Below are 22,877 nucleotides of genomic sequence, written 5' to 3'. Positions count from 1 at the left end.
TACTGCCGGCATCGTGAGCATACTTGCTCTTCAACCTGGTGCGTGCTCGCTGAGCCTCAATCAGGCAGGTTTTGAAGTGACCAACCTGTATCGAACAAGGGCCTTCTATTGGGCGCAGGTCAGCGACTTTGGGGTTTATTCGACCCGCAGGAGGCAAATGGTGGTGTTTCGATCTGCGAAGCCAGTCTTCAGCTTTTTGGAGCAGTCTAACGCTTGGTTGACCGGGGGCCGAAACTGCGCATTGCCCGACACCTATGGGTTCTCGGCCACGGATCTGGTTCGCCTTCTGGTCGCTTGGCAGGATTTAGCGATGACGCGACCGACCGCGTCTAATTCGCTAGTCGGCACGACTTAGGTCGCTTCTTGGCCCTGAGCGGACATTCACCACAGCATTGCTGATGTCGGCTTTTGAGAGCGACACCGACCTCGCTATCCGCTCGCATACACTGGATTTTCGAGTACACGCCCTGTTCTCATCACGCTTTAGCGCGACCCGTCACAAATCAGGAACACGAATTCTCAATCCGTGCACTGAAGCGACGTGCAGACAAAGTTGCGCGATGTCTCGCTTGCGTTCGCCGTGATGCTTCGCATACGAGGTCGCGAACGGACCCGCCGGGCTTCCGGCGAACCCGTTGATTTCAGATCATGCCCATGGAGATTGCGATGAAGATCACTGCCTCGATCATGCTTGCCGCCGCGCTCGCTCTGTCGTCGGCGCCGGCCAGCGCCACCGTCCTCGATCTCTCGACCATGACCTGCAAACAGTTCGTCGAAGGCGGCGACGACACCATCAAGATGGTGCTGGTCTGGATGGACGGCTGGTACAAGGGCGATTCCGACGAGGCGATCATCGACACCGACGTGTTTACCGAGAACGCCAAGAAGTTCGGCACCTATTGCGGAAAGAATCCGACCATCAGCATCGTCAACGCCGCGGAGGCCGTGCTCGGCAAGTAAATCTTGCTACGCAAGCTATGGCGGGATTGGTCTAGTCGGCTTGCTCAGTGTCATCACCCGCGCATGCGGGTGATCCAGTATTCCGCAGACCGTGGTGATGGAATGAGAGGCCGCGGCGTACTGGATCGCCCGGTCAAGCCGGGCGATGACAGTTGCGTAGGATGGGTAGAGCGAGGAGAAACCCATCATCTCAATGCGCGGCAAGAAGCTCGGCAAGTAAATGTTGCAGCTTGATTAGCCTGAACCCTCATGGTGAGGAGCGCGGAACGCGCGTCTCTGTACGATGCTTCGCATCGCCAGGCGAACCATGAGGCCAGGCTGGTGGCCTCGTCCTTCGAGACGCTTGCTGCGCAAGCTCCTCCAGCGACAAAGGCGAAGCCTTTGCGCGGGGATGAGGAGATACACCGTCTTTGATGCGAGAGGCCTATCCAGGCAGCATCGCGAACGCGCTCGATACCATCGCCACCGGCTTGTTGTCGGTGGCGGAGAGCAGCGTGACGCGGCCGAAGCTCATGGTGCGGCCGAGCCTGACCACGCGGGCGTCGGCCAGCACGTCGGACGCCGTCACCGCGCGCATGAAATGCGTGGTCTGGTCGACCGTCGTCATCGGCCGATAGCCCTTGTTGGCCGCGAGGTTGGCGAGCACCATCGCGGTGTCGGCGAACGCCATCAGCGCCTGGCCGCAGACGATGCCGCCATTGCGGCACAATCGCTCGGAAAACGGCATGCGCAGGATGGCGCCGGGCTGCCAATCGGCATCGCTGCCGGCAGGCGGCGCGATGTCGAACTGCTCGATCGCCAGATTGAGGTCCTGCACCCATGGCGCAAAGACGTCGCCGAGCACGCGTTTCGCGTCGTCGATCCCGAATTCACCGGCCTGCTGCATGACGTCCCGTTTCCTCCGCTGATGGTTTTGCCATTTATCGCCTAGTTGCGCGTGACATGCACGGCCGGCGTGTTGCCCGCATTCCACTTGCCGTCGATCGCCCGTTCGATCTGGGCGGCGAGCTGCAGCAACAGCCCGTCACTCGCTTGCTTTCCGATCGCCTGGATGCCGAGCGGCAGGCCGTGCTCGTTGGTCGCGAGCGGCAGCGAGATCGCGGGGATGCCGCAGAGATTGGCGAGCGGCGTGAAGGCGAAGTTGCGCCAGAGATTGCCGAACCAGTCCAGCACCGACGGATTGTCCGAGATGGTGAGATACTCCGTGGTGCCGACCTTCGGCGTCGGCAGCGCCGTGACCGGCGTCAGGATGATGTCCCAGTCCTCGAAGAAGGCGCCGAAGCCGCGCGAGGTGGCGTTGAAGACGGCCTGCATGCGGGCGCGATCGGCGAAGCTGAAGTCGCGGCCGTGCTCCCAGATGCGGATGTTGATCGGCTCGATCAGTTCCACTGGGGGCCGCTCGAGGCCGCGCGCGGCGAGCATGTTGCCGATCACGACGGCGAAATTGCTGATGTAGCAAGTGGTCTGCGCCGCGAAGGCTTCCCGATAGTCGATCGCCGGCAGTGCGTAATCGACCTGATGGCCGAGGCCTTCGAGGAAACGTCCGACCCGCTCGAGCTCGGCTGTGATGTGCGGCGTCGCGCGATAGTCGCCCCATGTGTGCGACAGCGCGATTCTGAGCCGGCCGGGATCACGCGCGATCATCGCGGCATATGGCTCGGGCGAAGTCCAGAACGGCATGAACTCGCCGGGCGCAGGTCCCCGGCAGGCATCGACGAAGCCAGCGGTGTCGCGCACCGTGCGCGACTGGCAGCCCTGGATCGAGACCAGCCCGGTGAGATCGGACAGATGCGGCGCGAGTGAGAACACGCCGCGCGAGACTTTCAGGCCGATATTGCCGTTGACCCCGGCGGGAATCCGGATCGAGCCGCCGCCGTCGGTCGCATGCGCGATCGGCACGGCGCCGGCGGCGACCATCGCCGCGCTGCCGGCCGACGAGCCGCAGGTGGTGTAGTCGGTGTTCCAGGGATTGCGCGTGACGTAGACCGCGGGATTTTCCGCCGAGCTGCAGACGCCGAACTCCGGCGTCGTGGTGCGGCCGATCAAATTGAGGCCGGCCTTGCGCATCTTCGCGGTCAGGAAGGTATCTGCCGCGGCGCGATTGCCGCGCATCATCAGCGAGCCCATCTCCTGCAGCCGCCCCTTCAAGGTCGGGCCGAGGTCCTTCATCAGGAAGGGCAGGCCGGCGAACGGGCCGTCGAGGTCGGCGCCGTCGCGCGCGGGGTCGGCGATCACATCGTCGAACAGCTCGACGACGCCGGAGAGCGCGGGATCGACCTTGGCGACGGCGCTGGCTGCCTGCGACGCCAGCTCACGGGGCGTCAACTCGCCGCTCCGGACGCGCCCTGCGAGCGCCGTCCCGTCATGCTGCGTCCACTCGTCCCAGCTCATCGCCAAAGTCATTTGATCGATTCCTTTTCTGCTTTGTTGCGCAGTGTAATTTGCGCGGCCGCCCGGTCAAACCGACGCGCGCTGCGCTGCGTTCCGATGCGCGCTTGCGCTACGTTCCGACGGGCGCTGCGTTGCAAGCGCCGTGCCCGGCTTGAAATTGCCCCAGTTTCGGTGCCCAGTCGCCTCCTCGCGAGTGGTGGGGGCGTCCATGTTCCGCAAATTGGTGTTGCTCGGCGGCGTGGTTGCGATCGGGCTTGCGCTCAGCGGTTGCACGCGCTGCGGTCCGGTCTGGGACGACTGGATGCAGTCGCCGAAATCCTGCAAGTCAGACCAGCTCTAGGGCCGGGGCAGGCGCGCTTGGCCAGACACGCTTGGCGACGGCTTTCTTGCGGTGATATACCGGCGACGAAAATGCAAGGAGCGGACTCATGAGAGTTTTGTGCGCAGTCGCGGTTGCGGTGCTGCTGTCGGCGCCGGCCTATGCGCAGATGCCGAACGTCAACCTGATGCCTGAGGTCAAGACCAGGACCCAGGAGGAGAAGGAGCAGGACGCGGTCAGGGACAAGGCCTACAAGGACTCGCTCAGCAAGATTCCCGATGCCAAGGGATCGTCCGATCCCTGGGGCGTCGTGCGCAGCGATCCGCCGAAGGCGGCCGCCCATCCCGCCAAGCCGAAGACCAAGACCGGAAGCTCGGCGCAGCCCGGAAGCGCCGCGCCGCGCAGCCAGTAACGCCCGTTCGGGGCGACTTCATCCGTCTCCTGCAGACTCGGATTCTCCTGCCGCCGCCCCTATATTGGGGTGTCGTCAGTTGGTCCGGAGTTGCGGCATGGTGTCTCGTCCGCGCGATCTCGCCAGCCGGATGGCCGAGCGGCGAAAGCCGGACGACGGCTATCTGCGCGAGACCTTCAGCCTGCCACGCGATCAGGCCCGCGTGAGGGCGCGTGACTTTCTCAAGCGCTACCCGAAGGCGGCCTATATGAGCGCCGTCGAGAGCTGGCGCGAGCTCCCCGGCGGCGACATCGAGTTCACGATGCGGCGGCTGGCAAGCGCGGATTGAAGCGTTTTCGAGCGAAGCGCGAGGGCCAGCCGGTCAGGGCACCGGGGCGTGCACGGTAGACCGTGCCTCAGTCCCCGTTGCTACCGCGGGTCCGTTCCCGTTCCAGATTGTTCAGCTCGCGATCGATCCGCAGTTGCACGCGGCGGATCGCCAGAAGATCGAGCTTTGCTTCGGTCTTGCCCGTGAAGACGCGATCGCCGATCTGGAAGCGCCATTTCCAGACGCCGGCCATCAGCTGGGTGACGCTGAACTCGATGCCCCTGTGGATCATCTGTAACGGTTCCGCGAATGAAGGCGGTCGTCGATATTTAAACCATTAGTTGTAGTAATAATGAGCACCCGTAAAAAGGTCGTGTGAAAGGCCGCGCCCGTTCGAGCCGTCGTTGTGGATTCCGGAAAGGATTCGTCCGCCAGCAGCGTCGCCAGGGAACCGTCGCCAGCCGTGTTGCCTGTCCAGCGCCGCGCGATCCGCGTTGGTTGAGCAGGCCAATGTTACGAACACTGGCGGAACCCGAGTCTTCCCGTCGAACGCTACGGAGTTTTTCCAGGGCTCAGGAGGGGTACGAAGGTAGTATGCAGATTGTGCCAACCGTTATCTGACGCGGTCGAGCCTGTCAGGTTAACCTGTTGATTATCAGGGGAACTTCGGGCGCGAGATGCAGTACGGCCCGGAACTTTGTTCTTGGCCGGAGAACTACGGAATTTTAAACGGCCCCAACAGGGGGCCGCCAACCCGTCCCGGAGGCGGGTTTTCCTCCAGCAGTCGGGGGGCTACCTGTCTGGCTGGGGGCCCCCAAATAAGGGCACTGCCGGGCCGATTGTTCCAGTAAATATTCCGCGAGAACAGATCGCGACCCGCAGGAAGTTATGGGGCCAGAACATCTGAGAGCCTCCTCAGTAGTCCTACCGAGAACATCGGCTAACCCTTGGTTGCGGCGGGGTTAAACCCAAACCAGGCCACTCCAAAAATCAAAGCAGGCCATTGTGGATGGAAACGGGCCGGCACCTTCTGGCCTGAAAGAACATATTGCGAACATAGAACAAACGTGGTACGAGGTTCCAATCAACAACGCATTCCACCCGACCTCATCGCCCGTTTGTCCCGCTAGCGAATCCCCGCCATAAGGAGCACATCCCAAATGTCCGCCACTACACTGCGTATCGTCGAAGGATCCTCCATGGACAAGTCCAAGGCCCTCTCAGCCGCGCTCTCCCAGATCGAGCGCCAGTTCGGCAAGGGCTCGGTGATGAAGCTCGGCAAGAACGACCGTTCGATGGATGTCGAGACGGTGTCGTCGGGGTCGCTCGGGCTCGATATCGCGCTCGGCGTCGGCGGTCTGCCGAAGGGACGCGTCGTCGAAATCTACGGGCCGGAATCCTCGGGCAAGACCACGCTGGCGCTGCACACCGTGGCGGAAGGCCAGAAGAAGGGCGGCATTTGCGCCTTCATCGACGCTGAACACGCGCTCGACCCGGTCTATGCGCGCAAGCTCGGCGTCAACATCGACGAGCTCTTGATCTCGCAGCCGGACACCGGCGAGCAGGCGCTGGAGATCTGCGACACGCTGGTGCGCTCCGGCGCGGTCGACGTGCTGGTGGTCGATTCGGTTGCGGCGCTGGTGCCGAAGGCCGAGCTCGAGGGCGAGATGGGCGATGCGCTGCCGGGCCTGCAGGCGCGCCTGATGAGCCAGGCGCTGCGCAAGCTCACCGCCTCGATCAACAAGTCCCACACCATGGTGATCTTCATCAACCAGATCCGCATGAAGATCGGCGTGATGTACGGCTCGCCGGAGACCACCACCGGCGGCAACGCGCTGAAATTCTACGCCTCGGTCCGCCTCGACATCCGCCGCATCGGCGCGATCAAGGAGCGCGACGAGGTGGTCGGCAACACCACCCGCGTCAAGGTGGTGAAGAACAAGCTGGCGCCGCCCTTCAAGCAGGTCGAGTTCGACATCATGTACGGCGAGGGCGTCTCCAAGATGGGCGAGATCCTCGACCTCGGCGTCAAGGCCGGCATCGTCGAGAAGTCGGGCGCCTGGTTCTCCTATGACAGCCAGCGGCTCGGTCAGGGCCGCGAGAATTCCAAGGCATTCCTGAAGTCGAATCCCGACATCACCGCCAAGATCGAAGCCGCGATCCGGCAGAACTCCGGCCTGATCTCCGAGCAGATCCTCGCCGGCACGCCCGAGCGCGACGCCGAAGGCGAGGAGCCGACGGAAGAGTAAGCCGCAAGGCTCAATCATTTCGCTGGAAGCGGGCGCTGAGGACGTTGAGTTGCCGACGTCTTCGGCGCCCGTTTCGCTTTGTGCCTGGCGTCGAGAGAGTTGAGCGGATGAAACGCCTGATCCTGACCAGCCCGTCCGGCCTTAGCCTCGCGCGTTCGGGGCTCACCGAGATCGCTATTACATCCGGCTTTCGGTTTGTTGGTGGACCGCTGCCGCCGCCAGGAGAGCTTGAGGCTTACTTCGGATTACGGTCGGACCAGGATTCAGTCGGACATTGGTCGCACTGGAGCTCACAGAGCCAGTGGCCTCAGGATGCCCGTGCGCGCCGGCATCTCGCACTGATCGAATTCTGCGAACCTTACGAGATTATCGAGCTTTGGTTCGATCCGAACCCAATGGATCAATTGCAGCTGATTTGGTTGCTCGATCATTTCCGGGCCTACCCGGCGATGGCGGCCAAGCTGAAATTGCGCCTGGTCGCGTTCGATTTGTCGATGATGCACGAGACATGGCGCGGATGGAAGGAAGTGCCGCTGATCAACATACGGCCTGCCGACCTCGAGACTGCGAGCATCTGCTGGCAGGCCTATCGCACAACAACTCCCGAAGCCTGCTTCGATGCGCTGCATCGAGACCTCCGCGGCTTTCCCTTGCTGAGGCCGGCGCTGCTTGATCTGCTCCAGGAGCTTCCGTGGAGCACATCGGGACTTGGCGCGACCGAACTGCGACTGCTCGAACTGATTGCGGCGGGCTTCATGGGGACGAACGGGCTGTTCTACCTTCGCGGCTTTCGTCAACGCGGTGTCTTCAATGACATGGAGATCGGGAGGCTGCTTCAAGGGCTCGCGCACGGCCCGCAGCCCGCGATCGCCGGGCTTGACGACGAGCTGCGCGTTATCGCGCCCGAGAATTTGCGCGCCCGCATGAAGGCCTACCAGCGAAGCCGGCTGTCGCTCACTGAATTCGGCGCAGCTGTGCTCGCCCATAAGGAGGACTTCAGCCGCCACAATCCGATCGATCGCTGGTGGGGTGGCACGCATCTCACCAACGACAATCTCTGGCGCTGGGCCCCCGCGCTACTCAAGCACTAGCACCGATCGTGGATTGGACCGTTGCGACTCAATCCGCGCAATTCGGATTGTCCGCTTACCCCCGCGCAAGTGCCTTTTCGCGGCTCGCAATCAGCGCCCGCAAGTCCTCGGTCACGGCGACCGACTGATGCGTCTTCTGGTCGGTCGCGACCCAGATGATCTCGCCGGTAGCGCGAAGGTCATCGGAGCCCTTGGCGAAGATCGCGAGCGCAAGGTTGATCGAGGAGCGGCCGATCCGCGCGACCCGCACGCAGACCTCGATGTCCTCGTCGAACCGGATCGGCGCCTTGTATTCGACGACCGACTTCACGGTGTGAAAGTCGATCCCGGTCCGCGCCACTTCGCCGAGATAGTCATAGCCGAGCGCGCGAAAATATTCGGTGATCGCGGTGTCGAAGTAGGTCAGGTAATGGGCGTTGAACACCACGGCCTGTGCGTCGACCTCGGAATAGCGGACGCGGAACGGGAAATGAAACCAGAATTCCTCGCGCATGTTTCCTCCTGCCGCGGGCGGCCCTCGCTATCGTTCGTCCCGCGGCCCGCTTCGACCGATGCAGGTCGCGGGCAAGCGAAGCGACGAGCTCTTTTCTTTGAAATGGTGGGTTGAGCCGCAGGGCTCAACCCATACTCCGATTGGATCGTAGGATGGGTAGAGCGAAGCGAAACCCATCACCTTGCCGCCCAGATGCAATTGATGGGTTTCGCTGCGCTCTACCCATCCTACAATGGTGACATCAACGGCCGATCTACTCTGCCGCCTGCGCGTAGTCCTCGACCGGCGGGCATGAGCATACCAGGTTGCGGTCGCCATAGACGTTGTCGACGCGGCCGACCGGGCTCCAGTATTTGTCGGACCGCGACACGCCGGCCGGGAAGCAGCCCTCGGCGCGGGTGTAGGCCCGGTTCCAGTCATCGTCGGCAATGTCGTGGACGGTGTGCGGCGCGTGGCGCAGCGGCGAGGCCTCGACCTTCCAGCGGCCCTTTTCGATCTCCGCGATTTCGTCGCGGATCGCGATCATGGCGTCGCAGAAGCGGTCGATCTCGAACTTCGATTCCGACTCCGTCGGTTCGATCATCAGCGTGCCCGCCACCGGGAAGCTCATGGTCGGTGCGTGGAAGCCATAATCGATCAGCCGCTTAGCGATGTCGTCGACGGTGACGCCGCTGGTCGTCTTCAGCGCCCGCGGATCGACGATGCACTCATGCGCAACGCGGCCGCGCTCGTTGCGGTACAGCACCGGGAAGTGCGGCTGCAGCCGTGCGGCGATGTAGTTGGCATTGAGGATCGCGATCTCGGTGGCGCGCGTGAGGCCTTCGCCGCCCATCATCAGGATGTAGATGTAGGAGATGGTCAGGATCGAGGCCGAGCCGAACGGCGCGGCCGACACCGGGCCGATGGCGTGCGCCGTCGCTCCGTCGGTTGCGGGATGGCCCGGCAGATAAGGCGCAAGATGCGCCTTCACGCCGATCGGGCCCATGCCGGGGCCGCCGCCGCCATGCGGAATGCAGAAGGTCTTGTGCAAATTGAGATGGCTGACATCGGCGCCGTAATCGCCGGGCCGCGAGAGCCCGACCTGCGCGTTCATGTTGGCGCCATCGAGATAGACCTGGCCGCCATGCGCATGCACGATGTCGCAGATCTCGCGGATATGCTCCTCGAACACGCCGTGGGTCGACGGATAGGTGATCATCACAGCGGCAAGGTTGGCGGAGTGCTTCTCGGCCTTGGCGCGGAGATCATTGACGTCGACGTCGCCGCGCGCATCGCACGCCACCACCACGACCTCCATGCCGACCATCGCGGCCGAGGCCGGATTGGTGCCGTGCGCGGAGGAGGGGATCAGGCACATCTTGCGGTGCGGCTCGCCGCGCGCCAGGTGATAGCCGCGGATCGCCAGCAGTCCGGCATATTCGCCCTGCGCGCCGGAATTCGGCTGCAGCGAGACCGCGTCATAGCCGGTGATGTCGCACAGCCACTGCTCCAGCCGCTTGAACAGCGCGTGATAGCCCTTGGCCTGATCTGCGGGCGCGAACGGATGCAGATTGCCGAACGCCGGCCAGGTCAGCGGGATCATCTCGGTGGTGGCGTTGAGCTTCATCGTGCAGGAGCCGAGCGGGATCATCGCGCGGTCGAGCGCGAGGTCGCGATCACTGAGCTTGCGCATGTAGCGCAGCAGCTCCGTCTCCGAGCGGTGGGTGTTGAACACCGGATGGGTGAGGAACGCGCTGGTGCGCCGCAGCTCCTTCGGCAGCGCCTCGCGCGCGGCCGCTTCGATCTCGGCAAAGCTGAGCTTGCCGCCGAACACGCGCCATACTGCCTCGACGGTCTCCGGCGTCGTGGTTTCGTCGAGCGCGATGCCGAGCGTGGTCGCACCGATGCGCAGATTGATCCGCTCCGCCTGCGCGCGGGAGACAATCTCGATCTGCTTCGCTCCGGCCTCGACCGTCACGGTATCGAAGAACGCTTCGCTGGTCGGCGCAAAGCCGAGCTTGCGCAGGCCGGCGGCAAGCACGGTCGCGCGGCGATGCACGCTGCGTGCGATATGGGTCAGGCCCTCGGGACCGTGATAGACCGCATACATCGAGGCGATCACGGCAAGCAGCACCTGCGCGGTGCAGATGTTCGAGGTCGCCTTTTCACGGCGGATATGCTGCTCGCGGGTCTGCAGGGCGAGGCGATAGGCGGGCTGCCCACGCGAATCCACCGAGAGGCCGACGAGGCGGCCGGGCAGCGAGCGCTTCAGCGTGTCGCGCACCGCCATGTAGGCGGCGTGCGGTCCGCCATAACCCATCGGCACGCCGAACCGCTGCGCCGAGCCGATCGCGATGTCTGCGCCGAACTCGCCGGGCGAGGTGAGCAGCGTCAGCGACAGCAGGTCCGCCGCGACGATCGCAAGCGCGCCCTTGGCGCGCAGCGATGCGATGGCAGGCTTGAGGTCGCGCACCGCGCCCGATGTTCCCGGATATTGCAGCAGCGCGCCGAGCACATCGGCGTTGTCGAGCTCGGTCAGGGGATCGCCGACCACCAGCGCCCAGCCCAGCGGCGCGGCGCGCGTGCGCATCACCGCCAGCGTCTGCGGATGCACCTCCTTGTCGACGAAGAACACCTTTGCCTTGACCTGCGAGTGGCGCTCGGCGAGCGCCATCGCTTCCGCCGCTGCGGTCGCTTCGTCGAGCAGCGAGGCGTTGGCGACGTCGAGCCCGGTGAGGTCGCAGATCATGGTCTGGAAGTTGAACAGGGCCTCGAGCCGGCCCTGGCTGATCTCCGGCTGATACGGCGTGTAGGCGGTGTACCAAGCCGGGTTCTCCAGGATGTTGCGCTGGATCACCGCGGGCAGGATGGTGCCGGAATAGCCCTGGCCGATCAGCGAGGTGAACACCTGGTTCTGCGCGGCGAGCTCACTCATATGCGCGAGCGCCTCGGTCTCGCTCAGCGCCCGGCCGAGATCGAGCGGCGCCTTTTGGCGGATCGAGGCCGGCAGCGTTTCATTCATCAGCGCCTGCAGGCTCGCGGCGCCGACCGTCTCCAGCATCGCGTTGATGTCGCGCGGCGACGGTCCGATGTGGCGGCGGACGAAATCGGTGGCGGCTTCGTTGATCGGCTTGAAGGGCGCGTTCATGACGTGGTCCTCGTTGTCAGCCGTCATACTCCGCGAAAGCGGGGTATCCAGTACGCCGGGACATCAGTGATTGAGCTGAAGGGCCGCGGCGTACTGGGTCGCCCGATCAAGTCGGGCGATGACAGTGAGTGTGTGGTGGCAATCTGCTTCATTCTCTCAGGCGGTGTGCGCGGCGTAGGCGGCCTCGTCCATCAGGCCGCCGAGCTCGCCCTTGTCGGCAATCTTCATCTTGAAGAACCAGGCCTTGCCGCCGGCGTCCGAATTGACCAGCGCGGGCTCGGCGGCGAGCGCGTCGTTGACCTCGACCACCTCGCCGGTGATCGGTGCGTAAACGTCGGAGGCGGCCTTGACGGATTCGACGACCGCGGCGGCCTCGGCCTTCTTCAGGCTGCGGCCGACCTTGGGCAGTTCGACGAACACGACGTCGCCGAGCTGCGACTGCGCGTAATCGGTGATCCCGATCGTGGCGACGTCGCCCTCGATGCGGAGCCATTCGTGGTCGGACGTGTACAGCGTCGTCATGGGATCGATCCTTTGGCGTTTAGCGTTTGTAGGTATTGGGGACGAAGGGCGTGGCGGCGACTTTCAGCGGCAGCCGCTGGCCACGCACTTCGGCGAAAACGGTGGTGCCGACGGCGGAAAGGGCGGTCGGCAGATAGCCCATCGCGACCGGCGCATTGAGGCTCGGGCCGAAGCCGCCCGAGGTCACCTTGCCGAGCTGCTCGGTCGAGGCGGCATCGGCGAACAATGCGGCGCCTTCGCGCACCGGGGTGCGGCCGTCGGGCTTCAGGCCGACCCGCCGGCGCGCGGCGCCATCTGCGAACTGCGCCAGAATCTTGTCGGCGCCGGGGAAGCCGCCGGCGCGGGCGCCGCCGCTGCGGCGAACCTTCTGCACCGACCATTCCAGCGCGCCTTCGACCGGCGTCGTCGTGGTGTCGATGTCATGGCCATAGAGGCACAGCCCGGCTTCGAGCCGCAGGCTGTCGCGCGCGCCGAGCCCGATCGGCAACACGTCGGGATTGTCGAGCAGCGCGGTGACCACGGCTTCCACCTTGTCTGCGGGCACGGAAATCTCAAAGCCGTCCTCGCCGGTATAGCCGGAGCGCGAGACGAAGCAGTCGACGTCGCCGACGCGGCGCGGACCGGCGTCCATGAATTTCATCGAACTGACATCTGCACAAAGTTTCGCCAGTGCCGATTCGGCTTTCGGTCCCTGCAGCGCGATCAGCGCGCGGTCGGCCAGCGATACGATCTCGCAAGCGTCGGCGAGGCTAGCGCGCAGATGCGCCTCGTCCTCGGCCTTGCATGCGGCGTTGACCACCAGGAACAGGTGATCGCCGAAATTCGCCACCATCAGGTCGTCGAGCAGGCCGCCGTCATTGTTGGTGAATTGCGCGTAGCGCTGCCGTCCCGGCGCGATGCCGACGATGTCTTGCGGCACCAGTTTTTCAAGCGCGAGCGCAGCGTCGGTGACCTTGCCGGATTTGGCCTTCAGCGCGAGCTGGCCCATGTGCGACACGTCGAACAGGCCGGCTTCCTTGCGGGTGTGCAGATGCTCCTTCAGCACGCCGGCCGCATATTGCACCGGCATGTCGTAGCCGGCGAACGGCACCATCTTGGCGCCGCGCGCCAGGTGCAGCGCGTGCAGCGGGGTCTGTTTCAGCGGGGAAGTTTCGCGTGCAAGCATCACAGGGCCCTCGCGGTTCCCGTCGGGGACCTATTTCCCCTTGAGAAACCTGCAGAAAGCCCCATCTGTCGCTGTGCCTGAGAGTATTATCCCGTCGGCGGACGCATCGGGGCGAACCCCAGCGTCTCTTTCCAGATGTCAGACGTCACGCGGTCCTTTTGCCTGAGAGTTTCCGGGGCGGTTGCTCCTTCGGCGCCGGCGGTAAGGCCGGTCTCTCCCGACGTGACTAGGTATAGGTAGGTAGAAAACACGGCGCCACCAAGACTGTCAACGCAGCTGCAGCAACTATCCAATGGGCTTTGTGCTGCCGCGGCAAGCCCATGATCCGCCTGCACAGTTTCTGGACACCGCAGCTGGCAATGTCTAAAAGCGTTCGGCCGGAAAATGACGCCTTTTTGCGGCTGGCCGGCCCCTTTTTCCGATTGGATGAACATGAGCAGCGTCAACGACATCAGGTCGACCTTTCTGAACTTCTTCAAGGAGAACGGCCACGAGATCGTGGCCTCGTCGCCGCTGGTTCCGCGCAACGACCCGACCTTGATGTTCACCAATGCCGGCATGGTGCAGTTCAAGAACGTCTTCACCGGCGTCGAGAAGCGCTCCTATCAGCGCGCGACGACGTCGCAGAAGTGCGTGCGCGCCGGCGGCAAGCATAACGACCTCGACAATGTCGGCTACACCGCGCGCCATCTCACCTTCTTCGAGATGCTCGGCAACTTCTCGTTCGGCGATTACTTCAAGGAGCGGGCGATCGAGCTCGCTTGGAATCTGATCACCAAGGATTTCGGGCTGAAGAAGGACAAGCTGCTGGTCACCGTCTACCACACCGACGACGAGGCGGCCGGCTACTGGAAGAAGATCGCGGGCTTGTCGGACGACCGCATCATCCGCATCCCGACCTCGGACAATTTCTGGGCGATGGGCGATACCGGTCCGTGCGGTCCGTGCTCCGAAATCTTCATCGACCGCGGCGAGCACATCTGGGGCGGACCTCCGGGCAGCCCGGAGGAGGATGGCGATCGCTTCCTCGAATTCTGGAACCTGGTGTTCATGCAGTACGAGCAGGTGACGAAGGAGGAGCGCGTGGCGCTGCCGCGTCCCTCGATCGACACCGGCATGGGGCTGGAGCGCATGGCCTGCATCCTGCAGGGCGTCGAGAGCGTGTTCGAGACCGATCTGTTCCGCAATCTGATCGATGCCGCCGCGTCCACCCTCGGGCACGGTCCGAACGAGCAGAACGTTGGGTCGTACCGCGTGATTGCGGACCATCTGCGCTCGTCGGCGTTCCTGATCACCGACGGCGTGCTGCCGTCGAACGAGGGCCGCGGCTACGTGCTGCGCCGGATCATGCGCCGCGCGATGCGCCATGCGCAGCTCTTGGGCGCGAGCGAGCCGCTGATGCATCGCCTGGTCTGGGCGCTGGTCCGCGAAATGGGCCAGGCCTACCCGGATCTGGTCCGCGCCGAGAAGCTGATCGAGGAGACGCTGCGGCTGGAGGAGACGCGCTTCCGCAAGACCCTGGCGCGCGGCCTGTCGATCCTCGACGAGAAGAGCGCCGGCCTCAAGAAGGGCGACATGTTCGACGGCGACACCGCGTTCACGCTGTACGATACCTACGGCTTCCCGCTCGATCTGACGCAGGACGCGCTGAAGTCGCGCGGCATCAGTGTCGACCAGGCGTCGTTCACCGACGCGATGGAGCGGCAGCGCGTGAAGGCGCGTGCCTCCTGGGCAGGCTCGGGTGAGGCGGCGAGCGAGGCGACGTGGTTCCCGCTGCGCGAGAAGCTCGGCGCGACCGAATTCCTCGGTTACGAGACCGAGAGCGCGGAAGGCGCGGTGACTGCGCTGATCAAGGACGGCGCCGAGGTCGAGAGCCTGAAAGCCGGCGAGAGCGGTGCGATCGTGCTGAACCAGACCCCGTTCTACGGCGAGTCCGGCGGCCAGGTCGGCGACACCGGCGTGCTCACCGGCGAGGGCGTCAAGTTCCGCGTCACCGACACGCAGAAGAAGGCCGGCGATCTGTTCGTGCATCTCGGCACGGTGGAGCAGGGCACGCTCGGCGTCGGCACCGCGCTGCAGCTCGAGGTCGATCACGCCCGGCGTTCGTCGATCCGCGCCAACCATTCGGCGACGCACCTGTTGCACGAGGCGCTGCGCCAGGTACTCGGCGATCACATCGCCCAGCGCGGCTCGCTGGTCACGCCGGACCGGCTGCGCTTCGACTTCGTGCATCCGAAGCAGATCACGCCGGAAGAGCTCGCCCGGATCGAGGACATCGCCAACGATGTCGTGCTGGAGAATGACGAGGTCACCACCCGGGTCATGGGCGTCGACGATGCCCGCGAGGCCGGCGCCCGCGCGCTGTTTGGCGAGAAGTACGGCGACGAGGTTCGTGTCGTGTCGATGGGCAAGGGTACCCGCGATCACGGCCAGAACGCGCTCGGCTGGTCGGTCGAGCTTTGCGGCGGCACCCATGTCCGCCGCACCGGCGACATCGGCATGATCTCGGTGACCAGCGAGGGCGCGGTGGCGTCCGGCGTCCGCCGCATCGAGGCGCTGACCGGGCATCACGCGCGCAAGCACGCCAACGACACCATCGCGCTGGCCAAGACCGCGGCGCTGGAGCTGCGCACCACGATCGACGACGTCCCGGCGCGGATCGCCGCGCTGATGGAGGAGCGCAAGAAGCTCGAGCGCGATCTGTCTGACGCCCGCAAGAAGCTCGCGATGGGTGGCGGCGGTGCGTCGAACGGCGCCGCCTCAGCCGTTCGCGAGGTTGGCGATGTCAAGCTGCTCGCGCGCGCGGTCGAGGGCGTCGAGACCAAGGATCTCAAGAGTCTCGTCGACGACGGCAAGAAGCAGATCGGCTCGGGCGTGGTCGCGATCGTCGGCGTCACCGAGGACGGCAAGGCCGGCATCGTGGTCGGCGTCACCGCCGATCTGACCGCGCGGTTCAACGCGGTCGAGCTCGTGCGCAAGGGCTCCGAGGTGCTCGGCGGCAAGGGCGGTGGCGGCCGGCCCGACATGGCGCAGGCCGGCGGGCCCGACGGCGCCAAGGCCGATGCCGCGCTGTCGGCGATCGAACAGGCCATGACTCAACAGGCATCGGCCGGCGCCTGACGGAGAGGCTGATCGTGGCGACGGCTCCGCTCAAGCCCACGATCAGCGATCCCGGGCTGCGTGACCGTCTCTACGAGCTGCTCGAACGCGATGATCTGCCGCATTCGGGCGGCTTGCGGTTTGCCCGCCTCATCGTCGCCATCATCGCCGTCGACGTGCTGGCGGCGATTCTGGCCTCCGTGCCCGAGATCGACGCGCAGTTCGGCTGGCTGCTGACGACCATCGAGATCGCGGCGGTCATCGCCTTCGCGCTGGAATATAGCGCGCGGCTCTGGAGCGTGGTCGGCCACTCGCTGCGTGACATGACGCCGGCGCGGGCGCGGCTGGAATACGTCTTCTCGGCGCTCGGCGTGATCGATCTGCTCGCCTTCCTGCCGTCGGCCATCGCGCTTGCCATCGGCGACAAGACCGCGCTGGTGCTGTTCGGTATGCTGCCCTTCCTCAAGCTGGTGCGCTACTCGACCGCGATGCGCTCGCTGCTGGCGGCGCTGCATGCCGAGCGGCGCACGCTGTTCGGCTGCGTCGTGATCCTGACCGGCGCGGTGCTGCTGTTCGCTTCGCTGCTCTATGCCATCGAGCACAAAGTGCAGCCGGACAAGTTCGGCACCATGCCGCAGGCGATGTGGTGGGCGATCGTGACGCTCGGCACCGTCGGTTACGGCGACGTCGTCCCGATAACGCCGCTCGGCCGGACCGTCACGGTGGTCGCGATCGTGGTCGGCTTCGCGATGATCGCGCTGCCGGTCGCGATCATCTCGACCGCGTTCGCCGACGAGGTCCGGCGCCGCGACTTCGTCGTGACCTGGGGCATGCTGGCGCGGGTGCCGCTGTTCTCACATCTCAACGCCGCCGATATCTCCGACATCATGCGCTTGCTGCGGTCGCAGACCATCGAGGCCGGCGAGGTGCTGGTGCGGCGCGGCGATGCGGCGTCATCGATGTATTTCATCACCGCGGGCGAGGTCGAGATCGACCTGCCGAGCCAGCTTGTGCGGCTTTCCGACGGCGCGTTCTTCGGCGAGATCGCGCTGCTGCGGCGGACCAGCCGCTCCGGCACGGTGACGGCGACGCGCAAGACCAAGCTCCTGGTGCTCGATGCGCAGGACTTCCATGCCCTGATTGAGCGCATGCCGGCGCTCGCCGCCCATGTCCGGGAGACCGCGGAGGCGCGGCTTGCCGATCCGCTCGCGGCCGGCGGCGACCTGGCCGCCGCGGAGATCGCCCAGGCGCCGCGCGAGACCGACGGCGGCATCCGCGACTAGAACCTCATTCCGATTGAATCGGAACGAGGCTCTCGATTCTTCGTTTGGCGCGTCTTCTTCACGCGGACCGGTATCCACTTCGCTCGAAAACGCTCAGTCCCGTCGCAGGAACACGTAATCCGCCGAATATGCCGCGCCCTTCAGCGCGCCTGATTTGTCGCAGGCCCCGCTGAGCTCGCCGCCCGAGGTGTTGATCCGCTGCACGGTTGCGATGCCGGAGAGCAGGCCGTTGCCGCGGTGGGCAATCACCTCGAGCTTCAGCCAGGCAATGTCGGAAGGCGTTGCGCCGGGTGCGCTGCCGGCGGTGCGGGCGGTCACGGCGCTGCCGTCGACATGCTCCCAGTTCGGACCCGCATAATGCCGGCCGACCGTGCGGCCATCGGCGATCAGGGTCGCGACCGGTTCGCGGAACGACCAGGCGAGCTTGCCGTCGGTGACCGGCTTGCATTCATAGACCTGCACGCCCTCGGCATGGACCGACAGAACCGCCGACTCGCCGGGCGCCGCGACGGCGTCGGGCAGGGGACCGGCAGCGAATGCCGCCGACCCGGTGAGGGAGAACGATGCGAGCACGACGGCTCTGACAAGGGCCATGGTCATGCTCGCACCTGTCTTCCCAGGATGACGGCCTCAGGCCGCGATCGCCTTCACGAGGTTGTCGGACACCTTGTCGAGGAATCCGGTGGTCGAGAGCCAGCGCTGGTCGGCGCCGACCAGGAGCGCGAGGTCCTTGGTCATGTAGCCCTCTTCGACGGTCGCGACGCAGACCTTCTCCAGGGTGGTGGCGAACTTCGCCAGCGCCTCGTTGTTGTCGAGCTTGGCGCGATGGGCGAGGCCACGGGTCCAGGCGAAGATCGACGCGATCGAGTTGGTCGAGGTCTCCTTGCCCTTCTGGTGCTCGCGGTAGTGGCGGGTCACGGTGCCGTGGGCGGCCTCGGCTTCCACGGTCTTGCCGTCGGGGGTGAGCAGCACCGAGGTCATCAGGCCGAGCGAGCCGTAGCCTTGGGCCACGGTGTCGGACTGCACGTCGCCGTCATAGTTCTTGCAGGCCCAGACATAGCCGCCGGACCATTTCAGCGCCGAGGCCACCATGTCGTCGATCAGGCGGTGCTCGTAGGTCAGGCCCTTGGCGTCGAATTCCTTCTTGAACTCGCGGTCGAACACGTCCTGGAAGATGTCCTTGAAGCGGCCGTCATAGACCTTCAGAATCGTGTTCTTGGTCGACAGATAGACCGGGTAGTTGCGCATCAGGCCGTAGTTGAACGAGGCGCGGGCGAAATCGGTGATGGAGTCGTCGAGATTGTACATCTCCATCGCGACGCCGGCGCCGGGCGCCTTGAACACTTCCTTCTCGATCACGGTGCCGTCCTCGCCGACGAACTTCAGCGACAGCGTGCCCTTGCCGGGGAACTTGATGTCGGTGGCGCGGTACTGGTCGCCATAGGCATGGCGGCCGATGATGATCGGCTTGGTCCAGCCGGGAACCAGGCGCGGCACGTTCTTGCAGATGATCGGCTCGCGGAAGATGCAGCCGCCGAGGATGTTGCGGATGGTGCCGTTCGGCGACTTCCACATCTGCTTCAGGCCGAATTCCTTCACCCGGGCCTCGTCGGGGGTGATGGTGGCGCATTTGACGCCGACGCCGACCTTCTTGATGGCTTCGGCGGCGTCGATGGTCACCTGGTCGTTGGTCTCATCGCGGTATTCCATGCCCAGATCGAAATAGAGCAGTTCGACATCCAGGAACGGGTTGATCAGCTTGTCCTTGATGTACTGCCAGATGATCCGGGTCATCTCGTCGCCATCGAGCTCGACGACGGGGTTGGATACCTTGATTTTTGCCATGACGGGGAGGCCCTCTTGGGAACGGCGCGCTTTTGACGGCGGGGATGGAAAAGATGCCTGCGCTATAGCACCGCCCGGGGGCGGGCGGAAGCGGAGGGGTTATGCACTTTCAGCCCATCTTTTCACCTAAAATGGGACCTGAGTGGCCGTCCCCGCGACGATGTACCAGGTCACGAACAGGCCCGCGATCAGGGCCCCCGGCAGGCTCGATCCGGTCCGCCGCCGGGTGAAGGTCGCGATCACGGCGACGATCGCGAGCAGCGGCACGAACTGGATCGCGACGATGGTCGAGAGCGGCACGAAACCGGGGTCCGGGACCGGGTTGAACAGCTTCCCGGTCAGCCACAGCGTGCCGTATTGCAGCACCAGCAACACGATGAAACCGAACGTCAGCGCCAGGATGTTGGTCAGGTACAGCGCCCCGCGCGGCGCATCCATGGTCGAGAAATTCCGGTGCAGCACGTGCAGCGCCACGACGAAAAACGCCGTGAACGGAATCAGATAGATCAGGAAGATGAGGAATTGCTTCGCGCTCATCAACTTGAGTGCGACGATCCAGAAGCGGAAGTCGATCTTGAAGGCGAGGTCGGCGAGCCACAGCGCGGCATAGCCGACCGCGACCGAAGCCAGCGCGATCACGACCGATTGACCGACAAGGCCGGTCCGGCTGGCGCGCTTCGGGGCGAACCGCATCAGGGCGAGCGTGATCAGGCCGTTGATGACGGCCCAGACCAGGATCTGGTTGGTTATGCCCTGCGGCAGGAACGCGCTCGGGGTGACGAAGGTGCCGCCCAGCGCAAAGGCCGGGTAATAGGTCAGCGCCGGGATGAAGGCGGACAGGATGAACGCCGTCGTCCAGCGCCGGCCGCTCGCGGCCTGATGCGGCGGCATGGTGCCGTCGGCGACCGCCGGCAGCCGCAGGCCGGAGAACATCGGTGCCTCCAGCAGCCCGTCGAACGTCCCGATGACCAAGGCAATGAAACCGATGAGGGCGATGAGCGTGCCGATCTCCTTGCGGAACCAGATCTGGTCGTCGACCGGGCGCGGCGTGCCGCCCTTCAGCGTCTTGGCGAACCAGTCGAGGCTGTAGCCGATCGCCTCATGCGAGATGTGCTCGGCCGGATGGGTCATCGCCGGGGTGTACAGCACCCGCGCGGTGCCGCTAGCCGGATCGCCATAGACCTTGCCCGGCTCGACCGCGCCTTGCGTGCCGAACAGCGCCCAGAGCTTTGGGCTTTGGGTGACGTCGCGGGCGAGCTGGACGCCCCACATCAGGTCGGGGAATTCCTCGTACTGCGCGAACACCAGCGCGGTGTTGCGCGGCCAGTTCGCCGTGCCCTCGGCGGCGAACGGCTTGCCGGTGGACGAGCCCTCCAGCACCATCGACTTGTAGTCGTTGGGCATCGCTGCTGCGGCGGCCAGAACCGTCCAGCCGCCCATCGAATGGCCCTCGAGCCCGATATTCTCCTTGTCGACGAATTGGAGGCTGCGCAGATAGGCAAGGCCGTCAGGTCCGCCAAAACCGTTGGCGAAGGAGGGCGGGTCGCTATAGCCGTGGCCGGTCTGGTCGAGCGCGAGCACCACGTAGCCGCGGCGGGCAAACTCGATGGCGAAGCCGTCCTGGGTCTCGCGCGAATTGATATAGCCGTGGACGGCGAGGATGCCGGGCGCCGGGATCTGCGGCGTGGCATTCGGCGGGATGTAGAGCAGGGCGCTCATGGTATTGCCCTTGGCGCCCTTGAAGCGCACATCCTCGATCCGGATGCCGCCGGCGGTCTGCGTGAAGTGGGCGAGCAGGCCCCCCGCCACGATCAAGATCAGGCCCAAAATCGCCAGCGTCCATCTGCCCCGCATCGTCGTCCCCCCAAGGTGCCTCGCCGTTGAAACCGGCATCTCAAGCGTGCCTTTACAGCTTCGCTTTGGTTGTGGTTGATAGCCTATCCGAAGGCCAAGTGCGCGCAAGCGGCAGCCTTCGCTTCGTGCGATTGGGATTCCGATTGAGGATTCGCAAACGCCGCTAACCCTGTTATCTCCTTGGAGAAAATGGTCCCGCGCAAAACCGGTGCAAAGCTGGTCGATGCGGTCTTGGGCCCCTGCTTGAGATTTTGAATCAGCCGCTTTGGAAGCTGATTCAAAATCTTCAGACGTTGAATCAGAAAGTGAAGTGAGATGTCCGGCACCGACAAGACCAAGGCAGGGCACGACCTTGCCGGTCCCGTCGTCATCCTGGTCGAGCCGCAGCTTGGCGAGAACATCGGCATGGCCGCGCGCGCGATGGGCAACTTCGCGCTGTCGAGGATGCGCATCGTCAACCCGCGCGACGGCTGGCCGAACATTGCCGCCCAGCGTGCCGCCGCCGGTGCCGACCACATCATCGGTTCTGTCGAGCTGTTCGACACGGTCGAGCAGGCGATCGCCGATCTCACGCTGGTATTTGCGACCACCGCCCGGGCCCACGACCAGGCCAAGCCGGTGGTCGGGCCGGAGGGCGCGGCGGGTGAGATCGTCGGTCATGTCGCGTCGGGCGGCGGCGCCGGCATCCTGTTCGGGCGCGAGCGCGCCGGCCTGACCAATGAGGAGGTCGCGCTCGCCAACCGCATCATCACCTTCCCGGTCAATCCAGGCTTCGCCTCGCTCAATCTGGCGCAGGCGGTGCTGTTGATGGGGTACGAGTGGTTCAAGCTGTCGACCGCGGGCACGCTGCCGTTCGCGATGCCCGAGCGGTCCGAGCCGGCCTCCCAGCACCAGATGCAGGCGTTCTTCGACAACCTCGTCGCCGAGCTCGACAAGGTCGAGTTCCTGCGGCCGGCGGAGAAGCGCGACACCATGCTGGTGAACCTGCGCAACATCTTCACGAGGATGGATCCGACCAAGCAGGACATGCACACGCTGCACGGCGTGGTGATGGCGATCGCCGAGGGCCGCAAGGGCCCGGCCAAGGGCGGCGTGCTCGACGGCGCCCAGGCGACGCGCTTGCGGGCGCTGCTCGCCGAGCAGGGGCAGGGTGGCGCGACCGCCGACAGCAGCAGCACCGTGCGCGGGCTCGCCCGGCTGCTCCGCCGCAATCCGACCGACGCCGAACGGATCCTGTGGCAGGCGCTGACACGGGACCGCCGCTTCGCCGGCCAGTTCAAGCGCCAGACCCCGGTCGGCCGCCACATCCCCGACTTCGTCTCCTTCGTGCACCGGCTCGCGATCGAACTGGTCAACCCGAACGAGAGCGAGGCCATCGGAGCCGACCGCGCCAAGCGCAGAGCCTGGCTCGAGGCGCGCGACTATCGGGTCGTCGACATGCACGTGGCCGAAGTCGAGCGCGATCTCGACGGCGAACTCGCGCGGCTGGAGGCGGGGCTGCAGCAGGGGCGCTAGCTTACGCAATTGCTCTGTCCGCGGAGCAAGAACGGGATTCGAGTAAGCGACTCTTTCCACACGTCGTCCTGGCGAAAGCCAGGACCCATAACCACCGCATTGGATTGTGAAAGGGATCGTGGCCGCAGCGTCGCGCAACAATTGAGATTTGGGGTAATGGGTCCCTGCTTTCGCAGGGACGACACTGTGTTTGTTGCGCGGCCGGTGAGTCATACATCCACGTTCTCGCGACGCGCTTCGCCCGA

At 65.0% G+C, this 22,877-nt stretch carries 19 protein-coding genes, 1 pseudogene and 1 riboswitch; of the genes and pseudogenes, 10 read left to right on the top strand and 10 right to left on the bottom strand.

The window, feature by feature from the left end; all coding sequences use genetic code 11:
• Positions 1-355 (top strand): annotated as a pseudogene (locus PMN64_RS22910) (hypothetical protein); the annotation flags it as partial.
• A 311-nt stretch (positions 356-666) separates the two neighbouring features.
• Complete coding sequence (locus PMN64_RS22905; RefSeq protein WP_168854955.1) at positions 667-960, top strand: HdeA/HdeB family chaperone; 294 nt, start codon at positions 667-669, stop codon at positions 958-960.
• Between the two features lie 424 nt (positions 961-1,384).
• On the opposite strand, the gene PMN64_RS22900 is transcribed toward PMN64_RS22905, so the two are convergent.
• Positions 1,385-1,846, bottom strand: coding sequence for a PaaI family thioesterase (locus PMN64_RS22900; protein ID WP_411782278.1), 462 nt, complete (start codon positions 1,844-1,846; stop codon positions 1,385-1,387).
• A 41-nt stretch (positions 1,847-1,887) separates the two neighbouring features.
• Complete coding sequence (locus PMN64_RS22895; RefSeq protein ID WP_411782277.1) at positions 1,888-3,363, bottom strand: amidase; 1,476 nt, start codon at positions 3,361-3,363, stop codon at positions 1,888-1,890.
• Between the two features lie 196 nt (positions 3,364-3,559).
• Between PMN64_RS22895 and PMN64_RS22890 the strand changes: the two genes are divergently transcribed.
• The 3 genes from PMN64_RS22890 to PMN64_RS22880 all read left to right on the top strand — a co-directional run bounded on the left by PMN64_RS22890 (position 3,560) and on the right by PMN64_RS22880 (position 4,410).
• Positions 3,560-3,691: a peptidylprolyl isomerase gene (locus PMN64_RS22890; RefSeq protein WP_411782276.1), complete on the top strand. Its 132-nt coding sequence runs from the start codon at positions 3,560-3,562 to the stop codon at positions 3,689-3,691.
• A gap of 88 nt (positions 3,692-3,779) precedes the next feature.
• Positions 3,780-4,082 carry a hypothetical protein gene (locus PMN64_RS22885; protein ID WP_028339850.1) on the top strand — a complete coding sequence of 101 codons (303 nt, stop codon included), beginning with the start codon at positions 3,780-3,782 and terminating at the stop codon, positions 4,080-4,082.
• Positions 4,083-4,179: 97 nt separating this feature from the next.
• The gene (locus tag PMN64_RS22880; protein WP_016848527.1) at positions 4,180-4,410 is read left to right on the top strand and encodes a hypothetical protein; all 231 of its coding nucleotides are present in this window, start codon (positions 4,180-4,182) and stop codon (positions 4,408-4,410) included.
• A 67-nt stretch (positions 4,411-4,477) separates the two neighbouring features.
• Here the strand turns inward: PMN64_RS22880 and PMN64_RS22875 are convergent, their stop codons facing one another.
• Complete coding sequence (locus PMN64_RS22875) at positions 4,478-4,681, bottom strand: hypothetical protein (RefSeq protein WP_016848526.1); 204 nt, start codon at positions 4,679-4,681, stop codon at positions 4,478-4,480.
• Between the two features lie 868 nt (positions 4,682-5,549).
• Between PMN64_RS22875 and recA the strand changes: the two genes are divergently transcribed.
• Both recA and PMN64_RS22865 read left to right on the top strand, forming a co-directional pair.
• Positions 5,550-6,638: a recombinase RecA gene (recA, locus tag PMN64_RS22870; protein WP_304496089.1), complete on the top strand. Its 1,089-nt coding sequence runs from the start codon at positions 5,550-5,552 to the stop codon at positions 6,636-6,638.
• A gap of 80 nt (positions 6,639-6,718) precedes the next feature.
• Positions 6,719-7,729, top strand: a complete 1,011-nt coding sequence (locus PMN64_RS22865) for a hypothetical protein (RefSeq protein WP_411782275.1) — start codon at positions 6,719-6,721, stop codon at positions 7,727-7,729.
• Positions 7,730-7,784: 55 nt separating this feature from the next.
• On the opposite strand, the gene PMN64_RS22860 is transcribed toward PMN64_RS22865, so the two are convergent.
• The 4 genes from PMN64_RS22860 to gcvT all read right to left on the bottom strand — a co-directional run bounded on the left by PMN64_RS22860 (position 7,785) and on the right by gcvT (position 13,036).
• Positions 7,785-8,222, bottom strand: coding sequence for an acyl-CoA thioesterase (locus PMN64_RS22860; protein WP_411782274.1), 438 nt, complete (start codon positions 8,220-8,222; stop codon positions 7,785-7,787).
• A 253-nt stretch (positions 8,223-8,475) separates the two neighbouring features.
• Entirely contained in the window at positions 8,476-11,349 is a 2,874-nt protein-coding gene (gene gcvP / locus PMN64_RS22855) for an aminomethyl-transferring glycine dehydrogenase (RefSeq protein WP_411782273.1), read from the bottom strand.
• A gap of 156 nt (positions 11,350-11,505) precedes the next feature.
• Positions 11,506-11,871 (bottom strand): glycine cleavage system protein GcvH, encoded by a 366-nt coding sequence (gene gcvH / locus PMN64_RS22850; RefSeq protein WP_016848516.1) that lies wholly within the window; start codon positions 11,869-11,871, stop codon positions 11,506-11,508.
• 19 nt (positions 11,872-11,890) lie between these two features.
• Positions 11,891-13,036, bottom strand: coding sequence for a glycine cleavage system aminomethyltransferase GcvT (gcvT, locus tag PMN64_RS22845; RefSeq protein ID WP_411782272.1), 1,146 nt, complete (start codon positions 13,034-13,036; stop codon positions 11,891-11,893).
• A gap of 141 nt (positions 13,037-13,177) precedes the next feature.
• A riboswitch (glycine riboswitch) is annotated at positions 13,178-13,266 on the bottom strand.
• Positions 13,267-13,468: 202 nt separating this feature from the next.
• Between gcvT and alaS the strand changes: the two genes are divergently transcribed.
• Both alaS and PMN64_RS22835 read left to right on the top strand, forming a co-directional pair.
• Positions 13,469-16,156 carry an alanine--tRNA ligase gene (alaS, locus tag PMN64_RS22840; protein ID WP_411782271.1) on the top strand — a complete coding sequence of 896 codons (2,688 nt, stop codon included), beginning with the start codon at positions 13,469-13,471 and terminating at the stop codon, positions 16,154-16,156.
• Between the two features lie 11 nt (positions 16,157-16,167).
• Positions 16,168-17,418, top strand: coding sequence for a cyclic nucleotide-gated ion channel (locus PMN64_RS22835; protein ID WP_411782281.1), 1,251 nt, complete (start codon positions 16,168-16,170; stop codon positions 17,416-17,418).
• Positions 17,419-17,511: 93 nt separating this feature from the next.
• Here the strand turns inward: PMN64_RS22835 and PMN64_RS22830 are convergent, their stop codons facing one another.
• From PMN64_RS22830 to PMN64_RS22820, 3 genes are all read right to left on the bottom strand, one after another.
• Positions 17,512-18,012 (bottom strand): DUF3455 domain-containing protein, encoded by a 501-nt coding sequence (locus PMN64_RS22830; RefSeq protein ID WP_411782270.1) that lies wholly within the window; start codon positions 18,010-18,012, stop codon positions 17,512-17,514.
• Positions 18,013-18,048: 36 nt separating this feature from the next.
• Positions 18,049-19,263, bottom strand: a complete 1,215-nt coding sequence (locus tag PMN64_RS22825) for an NADP-dependent isocitrate dehydrogenase (protein ID WP_016848511.1) — start codon at positions 19,261-19,263, stop codon at positions 18,049-18,051.
• A 126-nt stretch (positions 19,264-19,389) separates the two neighbouring features.
• On the bottom strand, positions 19,390-21,117 hold the full coding sequence (locus tag PMN64_RS22820) for an alpha/beta hydrolase family protein (protein WP_411782269.1): 1,728 nt from the start codon (positions 21,115-21,117) through the stop codon (positions 19,390-19,392).
• Positions 21,118-21,432: 315 nt separating this feature from the next.
• Between PMN64_RS22820 and PMN64_RS22815 the strand changes: the two genes are divergently transcribed.
• Positions 21,433-22,632 (top strand): TrmJ/YjtD family RNA methyltransferase, encoded by a 1,200-nt coding sequence (locus PMN64_RS22815; RefSeq protein WP_411782268.1) that lies wholly within the window; start codon positions 21,433-21,435, stop codon positions 22,630-22,632.
• The last annotated feature ends 245 nt before the right edge of the window (positions 22,633-22,877 follow it).

It is taken from the genome of Bradyrhizobium sp. UFLA01-814, from assembly GCF_046718885.1.
Lineage (GTDB): Bacteria > Pseudomonadota > Alphaproteobacteria > Rhizobiales > Xanthobacteraceae > Bradyrhizobium > Bradyrhizobium elkanii.
This window is presented reverse-complemented; position numbering and strand designations above follow the sequence as displayed.